A 12,752-nucleotide genomic window follows, 5' to 3' on the forward strand; every position below is an offset into this window, starting at 1 on the left:
GCGGCTCCGGCACGGCGCGGCGAGCACGGCATGCCACGGCACGGTGGGCACGCCACGGCGGCCACACGGCACGACCGACGTGCCGGCGACCTGAGCCGTGACGGTTGGGACCGTTGGCACTCGGTGGGGCTTGTGTGCCAGCACCCCGCTCGCCCACCATCACATGATCACCGCTGTGGCCCGACCGGCGGTCCTCGCGACCGCCGGCAGGGGGGAGGTCGACATGTCCGCTGTTCCCGAGCCCTCGACACCGCCGCCGGCCCCGCCGCGCACCGTCGAGGTGTCCGCCTTCCAGGCCGCCGGACGGCTGCGCGGCTTCGTCGTCTCCGGCCGGTGGCCGGCGTCCACCCTGGAGTGGGTCAAGTTCCTGGTGGTGGCGGTCCGGGTGGCGAGCGTGCCGGGACTGCTGCCGATGACGACGGTGTTCCGGGTCCGCGAGGAGCTGCCCGACGACCCGCAGCCGGAGACGGTGGGGGTGGTGCTCGCCGAGGGCACGTTCGCCGGCCAGGACGCGCTGCCGCCCGGGCACTTCGCCGGCCACCAGCCGCCCGGACTGCTGGTCCTGCACCCGCCGTCGGAGACCCGGCCGTCGCTGCCCGAGCACGACGGCGTCGCGTCGGGCTGCGTGCTGCTGCCCGGCATCCCGCACCTGGGGCTGGACCACCGCGCCGGGTGGGTCCAGGCGGACCACACCGGCACCGTGACGACCATGATCGGCCGGGCCGGCATCGACCCCAAGGACGACGCCGACACCGCCGTGCTGGCCATGCTGCTCGCCGCCTGACCGCGTCCCCTCCGGGGCGGCGCCGGGGGCCCCGCGCGACGGCCCTGCGCGACGGCCCTGCGCGACGGCCCTGCGGGACGACCACCGGACACGGCAGCGCGGCCGTCCGCCCGGTGTGCTTTGATGAGCCCATGTCCAGCCGCCGGTTTTACGTCGGGTACCGGATCCCGGTGCCCGTCAGCGGCTGAACCCCACCCGCCACGACGACGCCCCGCGGTCCACCCGGACCCGGGGCGTTTCCCGTTCCCGGGCGGGCCGGACGGGCGAGAATGGGACGACCGATGACCGCCCCCGCCACCCCGGCGCCCAGCACCGCGACGCCACACCCAGGGCCCACCGCCGCACCGAGCACCCGAGCACCCAGCACGCCCGCACCGAGCACGCCAGCACCGGCCGCCGACACGGCGGCCGCACCCACCGACCCACCGCCCGCCCTCCCGGATGCCGACGACCGCCCGGCACCGGCGGCCTCCCGCGCCGACCGGCCGGGGGCCGGGGCCGCCCTGAAAGGTCTGCGCCGAGTGTCCGAGCCCGCGCCGCTCCCGGAGATCCCCGTCCCCGCCGACCAGGCCGGTATCGACGAGCTGCGGTTGGAGATCGACCGCATCGACGCCGAGCTGGTCCGGTTGATCCAGCACCGCACCGCCGTCTCCCAGGCGATCGGCGCCGCGCGCGCCTCGATGGGCGGCCCGAAGATCGTCTACAGCCGGGAGATGCTGGTACTGGAACGGTTTCGGGCCCTCGGGCCCGCGGGTACCGACCTCGGCATGATGCTGCTCGCCATGGGGCGCGGGCAACTCGGACGGAGGTGACGACCGGATGACCAGACCACCGCTGTCGGACGCGGCGCTGGAGCTGCTGGGGCGGCCGCAACCCGCCGTGATGGCCACCCTCAAGCCCGACGGGCAGCCCGTCACGGTCGCCACCTGGTACCTGCTGCAGGGTCAGCAGATCCTGGTCAACCTGGCCGACGTCCGGCGGCGCCTCGACTGGCTCCGCCAGGACGGGCGGGTGGCGCTGACCGTCCTCGGCGACAACTGGTACACCCACGTCAGCATCCAGGGTCAGGTCGCCGCGATCGCCGACGACCCGGACCTGACCGACATCGACCGGATCGCCTCGCACTACACCGGCAAGCCGTACGCCGACCGCCAGGGGCGGCGGGTCAGCGCGCTCATCGACGTCACGGACTGGCACGCCTGGAACCTGTGACGCCCCGCCGACCATGAAGCGGCGTGTTGCGGCGCTGCCGCGGCGCGGGACAGCGCAGCACGCACCGGCCGCGGGCGGACGTGCGGCGGTCTCAGAGCAGCCGGACGAGGCGGTCCAGGGTGGAACCGACCTGGGGCCGGGCCAGCCCGGCCCGGTGCACCGCCGCCCGCCGTCCCTCGTCCGAGAGGCACCAGGCGAGCAGCTCGTCGAGCCGCGCCGCGGCCACCTCCGCGTCCGACAGCACCGCCGGCCACTGCCAGGCGGCCGCCTGCGCGGCGACCTTGCCGCCGCCGGCCACCGGGTCGACGGCCAGCGCCGGGACGCCGTTGGTCAGCGCCAGCACCAGCCCGTGCAGCCGGGTGGTCAGCACGACGTCGAGCCGCCGGATGACGGACGCGACCTGAGCCGGCGTGGACGGCGACGTCCAGTGCCGGGGGTCCAGCCGGGTGTCCAGCTGCACCGCCGCCACGTCGCGCGCCGCCAGCCAGTCGCCGAGGACGCCGCCGACCTCGGGGTGCCGTTGCCGGTCGCCGTACTCGGGCTGCGACCCGGCCAGGAAGACGCCGACCACCGGGACCTCGCCGTGCTCGTGCCCGGCGGCCAGGTCGACGGTCGGCTCCGCGCGGTGCGGCAGGTCCCGGTGCAGCACCTCGTCGAAGCCGGTGACCGCCGGGTCCGCCGGGTCGATGACCGACACCCCCACCGCCAGCCGGCGGCTGGCGGCGAACCGGTCGTGCAGCTCCCGGACCTGCCAGCCGTGCAGCGGCCCGCAGGTGAAGACCAGGTGCGAGTACCGCCCCGGGTCCAGCTCGTCGTACGGGGTCTGCCCCGGCGGGCACATCACCGGGCTCCAGGCCAGGTCGTGCTGCACCCCAGCGCCGGCGAGGGCGGTCCCGACCGCGTGCATGCTGGCGACGTCGCCGGCGGTGGCCTCGCCGTGGACGAAACTCGACCAGCCCACCACCAGCACGCGCCGGTCGCGCGGCGCCGGGACGGGACCGGCCAGCAGGGTGGTGCCGCCGGCGGAGGCCGCGGTGAGGTCCGCGCCGCCGGTCGGGATCGTGCCGCTCGCCGCGACGGCCGCGGTCGTCGTCACGGCGGCGGTCGTCGTCACCGCGGCGGTCGTCGTCACGGCGCCGGTCGTCGGGACGGCGGCGGTCGTCGGGACGGCGGCGGTCGTCGGGACGGCGGCGGCGGCAAGGGCGTGCTCCACGGCGGCCTCTCGGATCGGGCGGGCTGGGGTCCGTTGCCGCCCGGCCGCACTCCGCCGCACGGCGCACCGTAGGCGGCGTGGCCTACGGTGGCCCCAGGTCCCCGACATCGGAACCGCGATCGGAAGGCAGTCTCGATGGACAGCACAGCAGACGACGCCCGGACGGCCGCGACCGGCACCCCCGACGGGCTGCCGGACGACCTCCGACCGGAGGGGACCGGCGACTCGATGCCTGCCGAGGCCGCGGTACGCCCGGAGCAGCCCGAGGCACCCGCCGAGGGCAGCGGCGCCCTGCCGCCGGTCGAGGACCCGGAGTGACCCGCCGCGAGGACCCGTCGCGGTCCGACCGCAGCACCGCCACACCCGCAGCGCAGCGAGGAGACGCCCGATGACCAGCAGCGAACCGGCCGGTTCGACCCGACAGGACCAGACGGACCAGGCGGCGCCGGTCTCCGCCGGCGACACCGCCCGTCCGGCCGGCACCGAGCCGCCGCAGCGGGCGGACGACGACCTGGCCCCCGCCGTCGAGAGCGAGGGTGGCGAGGGCGCGCCGGCGGGCTCGCCGCGCTCCGGCGGCACCGGCGGTGCCGCCGAGGTCCCCGCCGGGGACAGCGGCCGCAGCGACGGCGGCGGCGAGGACGCCGTCACCACCGCCCGGTCGGGCACCACACCGGCGCCGGACGGCAGCTCCACCCCCGCCGCCGGTGACGCGGTCGAACCCACCTCGGGCAGCACGGACACCGGCAGGGACGCCAGCACCGGCGCGAGCACCGATGCCGCCACGGCGCCGGGCAGCAGCGACCGCGGCGGTACCGGCACCCAGGGCGGCGCGGGCACCTCGGCGGGCGGGCCGGTGGGTGCCACCGACGACGAGCCCGCGGACGGGGCGCAGACCGAGCAGGAGCGGCTCGCCGCCATGGTGCCCGTCGACACCACGCAGCTGGAGCGCGCCGACGCCGCGATCGAGACGGCCAAGCAGCACGCCGGCGCGGCCCTGGACCCCGACACCGACTGACCCGCAGGCCGTCCCGCCGGCCGCTCCACGCGGCAGGCCGGGTCGGGCGCTGGGCGGACCGCCGCCCGGCGGGGGTCAGTCCCGGCCGGTCGCCTCGCGCAGCCGCACCCTCGCGGCGCGCTCCAGCAGCTCCCCCATGCTCAACGGGTGCACGCCGGCGTCGCACAGGTCGTCGTGGCAGGCCTGCACGGCGCTGCGCACCCGGGCCACCGGCACGGTGCCGGCGAACTCCCCGGCCAGCCGGCGGGTGGCGTCGAGCACGCACTCCGGGGTCTGGCCGGATCGGCGGGCGGATCCGTCGACCGGACCCGCCGGAGGTGCGGCCGACGGGACACCCGGCGGCCGGGTGGCGGGGATCGAGCCGCCTCCGGGCACCGACCCATGGCTGCGCGTCATCGTGCAGTCCTCGTGCTGCGCCTGCGGTCTGCAGGCACGGCCGCCGTGCCGGTCCTTCGGGGGACCGCATGCGGCCGGATCTGCGGGACGCCGCTCCCGCGATCGTCCCGCGCCCGCTGGTCGGAGCACGGTCGACTCTACGCGGTCGACATGCGCTGGCAGCCGACCGCTGCCGCGCGCCACGACACCAGAGCCGCGACCGGGCAACCCATCTGGTCACGGCCGGATCGAGAACCCGGCCCACGGCAGAGCTGTGAGCTGCCTGAGCGGTCAGATCAGGCGGCGGTCGGTGGCCCACCGGCTGAGCTCGTAGCGGTTGGACTTCTGCGTCTTGCGGAGCACCGCCGAGACGTGGGTCTCCACCGTCTTGATCGAGATGAACAGCTGGGAGGCGATCTCCTTGTAGGCGTACCCGCGCGCCAGGAGCTTGAGCACCTCACGCTCCCGCGGCGACAGCAGGTCCAGTTCCGGATCGCCCACCGGGGCGGCGCCGGGCCGGTCCGAGAAGGCGTCCAGCACGAAACCGGCCAGCCGCGGCGAGAAGACGGCGTCGCCGCCGGCCACCCGGACCACGGCGTCGGCGAGCTCCCGCCCGGAGATGGTCTTGGTGACGTACCCGCGGGCGCCGGCGCGGATGACGTTGATGACGTCGTCGGCGGCGTCGGAGACGCTCAGGGCCAGGAAGACCACGTCCGGGTGGGTCCGGTGCACCTGCTCGAGCACCGCACGGCCGCCGCCGTCGGGCATGTGGACGTCCAGCAGCACCACGTCCGGCGGGTCGGCGGTGATCCGCACCACCGCCTCGGCGACGGAACCGGCCTCGCCGGCCACCTCGATGCGGTCGTCGTCCAGTCCGGCCAGCTCGGCCTTGACCCCGGCACGGAACAGTCCGTGGTCGTCGACGACGAAGACCCGGACCGGGGCCGGGCCGGCCGGCGCGGTCACCGTCGACCCGCCGTGGCCGGGTGGCGGTGCGCCGCGGTCCCGGACGTCGTCCCGTGCACCGGCACCAGCCCCTCCGCGCGTGTCCGTCCGCCCGGCGCCGCGCCGGCGCCGGGGTCGTCCCGCATCGTAGGTCGGCGGGCCGGCCGCGCGCCGGACACCGCGTGCCGCCCGGTCAGTCCGCGTTGCGGCGTTCCTCCGCGACCCGGTGCGGCACCCGGAGCAGCCGGATCGAGGTGACCAGCACCAGTCCGCCGACGACGTTGCCCAGCACCGACCAGCCCAGCGCACCCGCCCAGTCCGCCCAGCCGTAGTCGGAGCGGCCGGTCACCAGGCCGGTGAACATCAGGATCGAGTCCAGCACCGAGTGGAACAGCTGCCCGCCGACGAGCACGAAGGAGAACAGCACCGTGGGCACCAGCTGGACGCCGAGGTTGTCCGTCGCGTGCTGGCAGCGGGTCAGCAGGGTGATCACCGCACCGGCCAGCACGGCGAGGAAGAAGGACCGCCACGAGATGCCGAGGTGGGCGTAGTGCGACGCCGCCTCGATCGCGGTGTCGCGCACGTCCGGCAGCGCCACCGCGATCATGCCGGCCATCGCCAGCCCCGCGGCCAGGTTGGCGGCCAGGCTGACCACCCACAGCCGTATGAGTTGCGGCACCGTGCCGCTGCGGGCGACCACGGCGGTCACCGGGACGAGGAAGTTCTCGGTGAACAGCTCGCTGCGGGCCAGCAGCAGCGCCACGAAACCCGTCGTGAAGGCCGCCGCGGCGAGCAGCGGGTTGTCCGTCCGGTGCAGGACCACCAGGTACATCAGCACGCCGACCGCGACGTCGACACCGCCCAGGAAGCCGGTCGCGGCCAGCGGGAGCAGCGGCCGGACCAGCCGGGTCTGGCCCTCCTCGACGAGCCGGTCGAAGGCCTCCTCGATCTGCGGTTCCTCGCGTGCGCCGGGTGGGGAGGTCAGCGAGTCCGGTCCGCCCCGATCGGCGTTCATCGCCCGGCCGCCCGTCGTGCTGTGTCCATGCCGCAGCGCTACCCGCAGGCCCTGTCGCGGAAACTCCGCGTGCGCAAGTCGTCACGGGGTCCGCGCCGCGGCATCGGCGGCGTCGGCGGCGTCGGCGGCGTACGGGGTGTCCGGGGCCGGGGCGGGATCGGGCGGCGTCGCGGCGGGTGCGGCACCGAGGTGCGCGGGATCCGGGTCGCCGGCGGTGGCCTGCACCGGTACGGACACCTGCACCTCGGTGCCCTCCCCGGGGCGGGAACGCACCACCGCCGTGCCACCGTGCCGGGCCATCCGGCCCCGGATGGAGTGCGCGAGCCCGCGCCGGTCCCCGTCCACGGCGTCCGGGTCGAACCCGACGCCGCGGTCGCGGACGTACACCGTCGCCGTGCCGTCCTCGACCTCCGCGTAGACGCTGATCTCGTCGACGCCGGCGTGCTTGGCCGCGTTCACCATGGCTTCGCGGGCCGCGGCCACCAGGGCGGCCAGGTGCGGGTCCATCGCGGCGTCGCCCACCACCACCGGCGCGACGGCCACCGCATAGGTGTCCTCGACCTCGCCGGCCGCGGCTGCGACGGCGGCGGCGAGCGTGGTGCCGGCGTCCGGTGCGCCGCCGGGGGCCGTGGCGTACCCGGCCGGCCCGAACAGCCAGGTCCGCAGCTCCCGCTCCTGGCTGCGGGCCAGCCGCAGCACCTCGCGGTTGTCGCCGGCTTGCTTCTGGATCAGCGCCAGGGTCTGCAGCACGGAGTCGTGCAGGTGGGCGGCGATCTCGGCGCGCTCCGCGGCGGCCACCCGCGCCGAGCGTTCCGCGCCCAGGTCCCGGACCAGCCGGACCCACCACGGGACGGTGATCACCGCGACGCCGACCAGGGTGAGCAGCACGGCCACCAGCGCGGAGCGGACGGCGGTGAAGTCCAGCTGGCCCAGCGCGAACACCGACAGCCCGCCGACGACGAGCGCGCAACCGCCGCCGAGCCGCCACCACGACCCGCGGGCCGGCCCGACGATGCCCGCGGCAGTGCGTCGCCAGCGGGCCCGCCGCGCCTCGTCGGCCTCCCGCCACACGAAGGCCGCCCCGACCGCGGCCAGGCCCAGCGGGCCCAGCACCCAGCCGAGCAGCTGCCCGAACCCCAGCGCCGCGGCGGCGATCATCAGCGCCGCACCGAGGGCGGCGACGCCGAGCGCCTGGCGGCGTTCCGGCACCGGCAGCGGCGGCAGCGGCTCCTCGGCGGTGCGCGGGTCCGGCCGGACGAAGATCCACAGCAGGGCGTACGCCAGGATGCCGGCGCCGGCCATCACCGACAGCAGCGCGAAGGTGACCCGCACCCAGAGGACCGGGACCCGCAGGTGCACCGCCAGCCCGCCGGCCACCCCGCCGACGACGGCGTGGTCCCGGCGGCGGTACAGGCGCGGGATGCCGTCCGGCGTCAGCCCGTCGGCGACGGACGCGACCCGGCGGCCGTGGGGTCCCCCGGCCGGACCCGCGGAGCCGGCGGCACCCGCGGGCGGCACGGCAGCGCCACCGGGCGGGACCGCGGCACCCGCGGGCGGCACGGTGACTCCACCGGACGGCACAGCGGCACCCGCGGGCGGGACCGCGCCGTCACCGGGCGGGACAGGAGCGACACCGGGTGGGACCGGGGTTGCGGCGGGCGGGACCGCGCCGTCGCGGACGGACGTCGCGTCCTGCTGCGTCGTCCCGTCGGGGATCCCGGCACCGTCGGGCGCGCCGGCCCGGTGTTCCGCACCCCGGTGGCCGACCTGTTCGCGGACCGTGCCGTCGGTGCGCACGGTCCCGCCCGCCGGACGGGCACCCTCGGCGGGCAGCGGGCCGGCCGCCTCGGCGGTCCCGGCGGCGGCGCCGGGCGGGCCGTCCCGGTCGGTCGGCGGGGTCACGAGCACCTCACCGGACCAGGGTCACACGGAGGGCGGGCGACGGGTATCCGGGATGACCCCGGGACGCCGTCGCCGCGGGAATCAGGGTCGTCCCCGATGGTGCCGCGGCGGCGCCGGCGGGACCGTAGCCCCATGACCGACAGCTGGCCGCACTCCACCGCGACGCCGACCGGGTTCCGGCCGCGTCGCCCGCACCGTTCCAGGGCCGACCGTAAGGTCGCCGGCGTGGCCGGCGGGCTGGGCCGGGCGCTGGGCATCGATCCGGTCATCCTGCGGGTGGCCTTCGTCGTCCTCACCGTGTTCGGCGGGTTCGGCGGCCTGCTCTACGTGCTGGGCTGGCTGCTGCTGCCGGACGACGGGGACGAGGTGTCGGCCTTCGAGGCGCTGCTCGGGCGCGGCCGGTCCTCGGTGCCGCCGCCGCTGGCGCTGGGGTTGTCCGTCGTCGCGGCGGTCAGCCTGACGTCGATGTTCTGGTGGGGCCGCTTCGCCTGGCCCGCCGTCATCGGCACCGTGATCGTCATCGCCGTGCTGCGCGGCCGGGCCCGGGGCGGGTGCGGCGGGCACGGCGGCGAGCGCCGGGCCGCGCAGTGGCAGGAGCGCGCGGAGCGGCACGCCCGCGACTGGGACGAGAAGATGCAGCGGCACGCACGCCGCTGGAGCGAGCGCGCCGAGCGCTGGGGCGACCAGGCCACCCGCTGGGGCGACCAGGCCGAGCGCTGGGTCGCCACCCGCAACTGGGGCAGCGGCGGCCGCTGGGGCGGCGGGCCGGACGCGGGCCCACGCTCGCCGTTCTCCCGGCCGCCGTTCTGGGCACAGCCCGGGACCGGCGCGTCCGACCCGGCCGGCGGCACCGGTTCCGGTAGCGCAGGCGGTCGGGTGGACCTGTCCAAGGACGGTCGCGGCCCGGCCGGGCGCGAGGAGACGCCGCTCGACGGTCCCCACGCCACCGTCTCGGCCGCGCCCCGGCCGACCAGGCTGCCCCGCGACCGCGCGGCCGCCACCGGGGCCACCGCCACGGACGCGGCGACTGTCGGTACCGCCGGTGCGGACGGTGCGAATGGTCGGGCAGCCGAGGCCGCGGACCTGCCTCGCACCCCGCCGTCCTGGGACCCGCTGGGCGTCGCGCCGTTCGCCTGGGACCTGCCCGAGCCGTCGCCGGTGGTGCCGCCGGCGCCGCCGCGGTCGGTGATCCCGCGGATCACCACCAGCGTCGCGCTGCTGGCCGGCGCGCTGACCAGCATCGGGATCTTCGCCGGCTGGTGGGCGCTGAGCTGGGCGCAGGTGTCCGCGGTGATGCTGGCCGTCGTCGGCCTGGGCCTGCTGCTCTCCGCGCTGCGCGGTCGCGGCGCCTCGCTCGTCGGGCCGGGGATCTTCCTGTCGCTGATCACGCTGGCGCTCACGGTCACCGGGCTGCGCGGTACGGACGGCTACGGGTCGACCACCTGGACCGTCACCGACCAGGCACAGCTGCAGGGCTCGTACCGGATGAACGCCGGTAACGCCGTGCTGGACCTGTCCCGGCTCGCCGTCCCGGCGGGCGAGACCCGCAGCGTGGTGGTCGAGCTGGGCGCCGGGCACGCCGAGGTCGTGGTGCCGGCGACGGCGGGCGCGACGGTGACCTGCGAGGCCAACGCCGGCCGGGTCGACTGCCTGGGCCAGCAGGAGGGCGGACCGCAGCTGCGGACCACCGCCACCCAGCCGGGCGCCGCGACCAGCGGCCACCTGGACGTCACGGTGAAGGTCGGCGGCGGGTACGCGGAGGTGCGCAATGGCTGACGGGACGGGCGCGCGGCCGGTGGCGCCGGCGCGGCGGGTCAACGTGCTCGGCGTGGTGCTGGGCCTGGTCTTCCTGACGGTCGCCTCCGCCGGCCTCACCGGCGACATGTGGTGGATCTTCAGCGCCGCCACCAAGTGGATCGTGGCCGGCGTGGTGGCGGTGGCCGGGTTGCTGCTGCTGCTGTCCGCCCTGCCGGGCCGCCGGCGGAACTGAAACCCCGCCCCGCCGCCGCCACCGCTGCCGCTCCCGCTGCCGCCGGGTCCCGTCCCACGGGCCCGGCGGCAGCGGCATGCCGGACCCGGCCATCAGTGCCGGCCGGCCAGGCCGGCGCGGTGGGCGACGAGCACCAGCGCCACCCGGTCCCGGCACTGCAGCTTGGCCAGCAGCCGGCCGACGTGGGTCTTGACCGTCCCCTCGGCCATCGACAGCCGGTCGGCGATCTCGGCGTTGGTGGCGCCGCCGGCCACCTCCACCAGGACCTCGCGCTCCCGGTCGGTCAGCTCCGCCAGCGGGTCCCGGCCGGCGTCGGCGCCGGAGGGGTCGGGCAGCCGGCCGGCGAAGGCGTCGAGCAGCCGCCGGGTGGCGCTGGGCGCCACCACCGCGTCGCCCCGGGCCACCGCCCGGATGGCGCCGAGCAGCTCCTCCGGGCGCGCGTCCTTGAGCAGGAACCCCGAGGCTCCGGCCCGCAGCGCCGCGTGCACGTACTCGTCCAGGTCGAAGGTGGTCAGTACCAGCACCCGCGGGCGGCCGTCCCGGGACGCGGCCACCAGCTCGCGGGTCGCCGCGACGCCGTCCAGCCGCGGCATCCGGACGTCCATCAGGACCACGTCCACCCCGTGCCGCAGCGACGCGACCAGGTGCAGCGCCGCCCGGCCGTCCTCGGCCTCGCCGACCACGGCCATGTCCGGCTGCGCGTCGATGAGCATCCGGAACCCGCCGCGGACCAGGTGCTGGTCGTCGACCAGGGCCACCCGGATCGGGCCCGCCCCGGTCGTGTCCGTCCCGCCGGTCACCGCCGTCCCCCGCCCAGCGGCAGGGTGGCGAGCACCTCGAAGCCGCCGCCGGGACGCGGCGCCGCGCGGAGCCGCCCGCCGGCCAGCTGCACCCGCTCCTGCATGCCGGTCAGGCCGTAGCCGGTGCCGTCATCGGTGGCGGCCGCGCCGCGCCCGTCGTCGGACACCCGGGTGCGCAGCACGTCCCGCCGGCCGCCCGGCGCGGTCTCGGTGGCCCGGCCGACCTCGACGTCGACGGAGGCCGCCCGGCCGGCGTGCTTGAGGACATTGGTCAGCGCCTCCTGCACCACCCGGTAGACCGTGACGGCCGTGGTCGCCGGCACCGGTGGCAGGTCGCCGGTGGACAGCCGCACCTGCACCCCCGCGGCGCGGACCGAGTCGACCAGCGCGGGCAGCGCGTCCAGCCCCGGCGTCGGCACGTACGAGACCGCGGCCCGTTCGCGCGGCCATCCGCCGGCCGCACCCGGACCGGCGGTCGCCGCGGTGACAGATGTCGCCGCGGTCGCCGAGGTCGCGGAGGTCGCCGAGGTCGCGGATGTCGCGGAGGTCGCCCAGGTCGCAGAGGTCGCCGCGGTCGCCGGGTCGGGTCCGCCGCGCAGCACCCCGACCAGCGACCGCATCTGGGCCAGCGCGTCCCGGCTGGTCTCGGCGATCGTCTCCAGCACCCGCGGCGCGACCGCCGGGTCGTGCTGCGACGCCGCCACCCCGCCGTCGGCCTGGACCACGATGACCGACAGCGAGTGGGCGACGATGTCGTGCAGGTCCCGGGCGATCCGGGTGCGCTCGGCGGCGGCGGCCATCCCGGCGCGCTGGTCCCGCTCGACCGTGAGCAGCCGGTTGCGCTCCCGCAGCGAGGCCAGCTGATCCGCCGCCCGCTCCTGCCGGTCCCGCTGGCGCAGCGCCACCAGGTACGCCGCGGTGACCATGGCCACCCCGGCCAGGAACGAGATCAGCACCGTCGACGGGTCCGCCGCGACGTACCAGTGCAGCGCGGCCAGCGCCGACCCGCAGACGGCGAGCACCAGCGCGGCCCGTCCCCAGCGCCGGTCCTCGACGTGCGCGGCCACGGCGTGCACCACGAGCGGGACGACCAGGTCGCCGAGCAGCGGCTGCCGGGTGAGCGCGAGCTGCAGCAGGCAGACCGCGACCGTGCCGACCAGCAGCAGCCGGGGGCGGGTGCGGCGCACGAACAGCGGCAGCACGAGGGCCAGGTTGCCGGCCCACTCCCAGCGGCTGCGGCCACCCAGCGCCACCAGGGTCACCGCGGCCAGCGCCAGCAGGGCCACGGCGGCGTCGCCGGCCCAGCGGTGCCGCTCGAACCACCGGCCCAGCTCCGACATCACCTCCGCAGCTTAGGGACGGCACGCCCGCCCGGCGCCGTCTCGACCGGCGATCGCGACCGCGGGCCGACGGGCGGCCGGGCGCCGTCCGACCACGGTCGTACGGCCGCCGTGCTCGACGTCCGACCGGGGACCCGGACGGGCGGCGGAGGTCGCGGCCG

Annotated in this window: 14 protein-coding genes; 7 read left to right on the plus strand and 7 right to left on the minus strand. The window is 77.2% G+C overall.

Features of this window, described 5'->3' with window-relative positions:
* Positions 1 to 223: 223 nt before the first annotated feature.
* The 3 genes from IEY37_RS11550 to IEY37_RS11560 all read left to right on the plus strand — a co-directional run bounded on the left by IEY37_RS11550 (position 224) and on the right by IEY37_RS11560 (position 1,996).
* On the plus strand, positions 224 to 784 hold the full coding sequence (locus tag IEY37_RS11550) for a peptidase (RefSeq protein ID WP_188941710.1): 561 nt from the start codon (positions 224 to 226) through the stop codon (positions 782 to 784).
* Between the two features lie 521 nt (positions 785 to 1,305).
* A complete protein-coding gene (locus tag IEY37_RS22115; RefSeq protein ID WP_229674316.1) occupies positions 1,306 to 1,596 on the plus strand; it encodes a chorismate mutase in 291 nt (96 codons plus the stop codon).
* 7 nt (positions 1,597 to 1,603) lie between these two features.
* Positions 1,604 to 1,996, plus strand: a complete 393-nt coding sequence (locus tag IEY37_RS11560) for a TIGR03618 family F420-dependent PPOX class oxidoreductase (RefSeq protein WP_188941712.1) — start codon at positions 1,604 to 1,606, stop codon at positions 1,994 to 1,996.
* Between the two features lie 91 nt (positions 1,997 to 2,087).
* Here the strand turns inward: IEY37_RS11560 and IEY37_RS11565 are convergent, their stop codons facing one another.
* Positions 2,088 to 3,209 carry a polysaccharide pyruvyl transferase family protein gene (locus IEY37_RS11565; RefSeq protein WP_229674317.1) on the minus strand — a complete coding sequence of 374 codons (1,122 nt, stop codon included), beginning with the start codon at positions 3,207 to 3,209 and terminating at the stop codon, positions 2,088 to 2,090.
* A gap of 135 nt (positions 3,210 to 3,344) precedes the next feature.
* On the opposite strand from IEY37_RS11565, the gene IEY37_RS11570 reads away from it, so the two are divergent.
* Both IEY37_RS11570 and IEY37_RS11575 read left to right on the plus strand, forming a co-directional pair.
* On the plus strand, positions 3,345 to 3,527 hold the full coding sequence (locus IEY37_RS11570) for a hypothetical protein (RefSeq protein ID WP_188941713.1): 183 nt from the start codon (positions 3,345 to 3,347) through the stop codon (positions 3,525 to 3,527).
* A 70-nt stretch (positions 3,528 to 3,597) separates the two neighbouring features.
* Positions 3,598 to 4,224, plus strand: a complete 627-nt coding sequence (locus tag IEY37_RS11575; protein ID WP_188941714.1) for a hypothetical protein — start codon at positions 3,598 to 3,600, stop codon at positions 4,222 to 4,224.
* A gap of 75 nt (positions 4,225 to 4,299) precedes the next feature.
* Here the strand turns inward: IEY37_RS11575 and IEY37_RS11580 are convergent, their stop codons facing one another.
* The 4 genes from IEY37_RS11580 to IEY37_RS11595 form a co-directional block, all read right to left on the minus strand.
* Positions 4,300 to 4,620: a hypothetical protein gene (locus IEY37_RS11580; protein WP_188941715.1), complete on the minus strand. Its 321-nt coding sequence runs from the start codon at positions 4,618 to 4,620 to the stop codon at positions 4,300 to 4,302.
* A 270-nt stretch (positions 4,621 to 4,890) separates the two neighbouring features.
* Entirely contained in the window at positions 4,891 to 5,565 is a 675-nt protein-coding gene (locus IEY37_RS11585) for a response regulator (RefSeq protein ID WP_188941716.1), read from the minus strand.
* A 172-nt stretch (positions 5,566 to 5,737) separates the two neighbouring features.
* Positions 5,738 to 6,559 (minus strand): formate/nitrite transporter family protein, encoded by an 822-nt coding sequence (locus tag IEY37_RS11590; protein WP_188941717.1) that lies wholly within the window; start codon positions 6,557 to 6,559, stop codon positions 5,738 to 5,740.
* An 81-nt stretch (positions 6,560 to 6,640) separates the two neighbouring features.
* Positions 6,641 to 8,077 (minus strand): ATP-binding protein, encoded by a 1,437-nt coding sequence (locus IEY37_RS11595; protein WP_188942327.1) that lies wholly within the window; start codon positions 8,075 to 8,077, stop codon positions 6,641 to 6,643.
* Between the two features lie 516 nt (positions 8,078 to 8,593).
* Between IEY37_RS11595 and IEY37_RS11600 the strand changes: the two genes are divergently transcribed.
* Entirely contained in the window at positions 8,594 to 10,237 is a 1,644-nt protein-coding gene (locus IEY37_RS11600) for a PspC domain-containing protein (protein ID WP_229674319.1), read from the plus strand.
* Positions 10,230 to 10,451: a hypothetical protein gene (locus IEY37_RS11605; RefSeq protein ID WP_188941719.1), complete on the plus strand. Its 222-nt coding sequence runs from the start codon at positions 10,230 to 10,232 to the stop codon at positions 10,449 to 10,451. Before IEY37_RS11600 ends, IEY37_RS11605 begins: the two co-directional genes overlap by 8 nt.
* A 92-nt stretch (positions 10,452 to 10,543) precedes the next feature.
* Here the strand turns inward: IEY37_RS11605 and IEY37_RS11610 are convergent, their stop codons facing one another.
* Both IEY37_RS11610 and IEY37_RS11615 read right to left on the minus strand, forming a co-directional pair.
* The gene (locus IEY37_RS11610) at positions 10,544 to 11,251 is read right to left on the minus strand and encodes a response regulator (RefSeq protein ID WP_229674320.1); all 708 of its coding nucleotides are present in this window, start codon (positions 11,249 to 11,251) and stop codon (positions 10,544 to 10,546) included.
* On the minus strand, positions 11,248 to 12,591 hold the full coding sequence (locus IEY37_RS11615) for a sensor histidine kinase (RefSeq protein WP_229674410.1): 1,344 nt from the start codon (positions 12,589 to 12,591) through the stop codon (positions 11,248 to 11,250). Before IEY37_RS11615 ends, IEY37_RS11610 begins: the two co-directional genes overlap by 4 nt.
* Between the last annotated feature and the right edge of the window lie 161 nt (positions 12,592 to 12,752).

It is taken from the genome of Nakamurella endophytica, from assembly GCF_014646215.1.
GTDB classification, from domain to species: domain Bacteria; phylum Actinomycetota; class Actinomycetes; order Mycobacteriales; family Nakamurellaceae; genus Nakamurella; species Nakamurella endophytica.

Bases quoted from the DNA above. Each gene is read 5' to 3' on its own strand.
- IEY37_RS11580 (WP_188941715.1), bottom strand. From the start codon at position 4,620: ATGACGCGCAGCCATGGGTCGGTGCCCGGAGGCGGCTCGATCCCCGCC.
- IEY37_RS11615 (WP_229674410.1), bottom strand. From the start codon at position 12,591: ATGTCGGAGCTGGGCCGGTGGTTCGAGCGGCACCGCTGGGCCGGCGAC.
- IEY37_RS11575 (WP_188941714.1), top strand. From the start codon at position 3,598: ATGACCAGCAGCGAACCGGCCGGTTCGACCCGACAGGACCAGACGGAC.
- IEY37_RS11605 (WP_188941719.1), top strand. From the start codon at position 10,230: ATGGCTGACGGGACGGGCGCGCGGCCGGTGGCGCCGGCGCGGCGGGTC.
- IEY37_RS11570 (WP_188941713.1), top strand. From the start codon at position 3,345: ATGGACAGCACAGCAGACGACGCCCGGACGGCCGCGACCGGCACCCCC.
- IEY37_RS11600 (WP_229674319.1), top strand. From the start codon at position 8,594: ATGACCGACAGCTGGCCGCACTCCACCGCGACGCCGACCGGGTTCCGG.
- IEY37_RS11560 (WP_188941712.1), top strand. From the start codon at position 1,604: ATGACCAGACCACCGCTGTCGGACGCGGCGCTGGAGCTGCTGGGGCGG.
- IEY37_RS11590 (WP_188941717.1), bottom strand. From the start codon at position 6,559: ATGAACGCCGATCGGGGCGGACCGGACTCGCTGACCTCCCCACCCGGC.
- IEY37_RS11550 (WP_188941710.1), top strand. From the start codon at position 224: ATGTCCGCTGTTCCCGAGCCCTCGACACCGCCGCCGGCCCCGCCGCGC.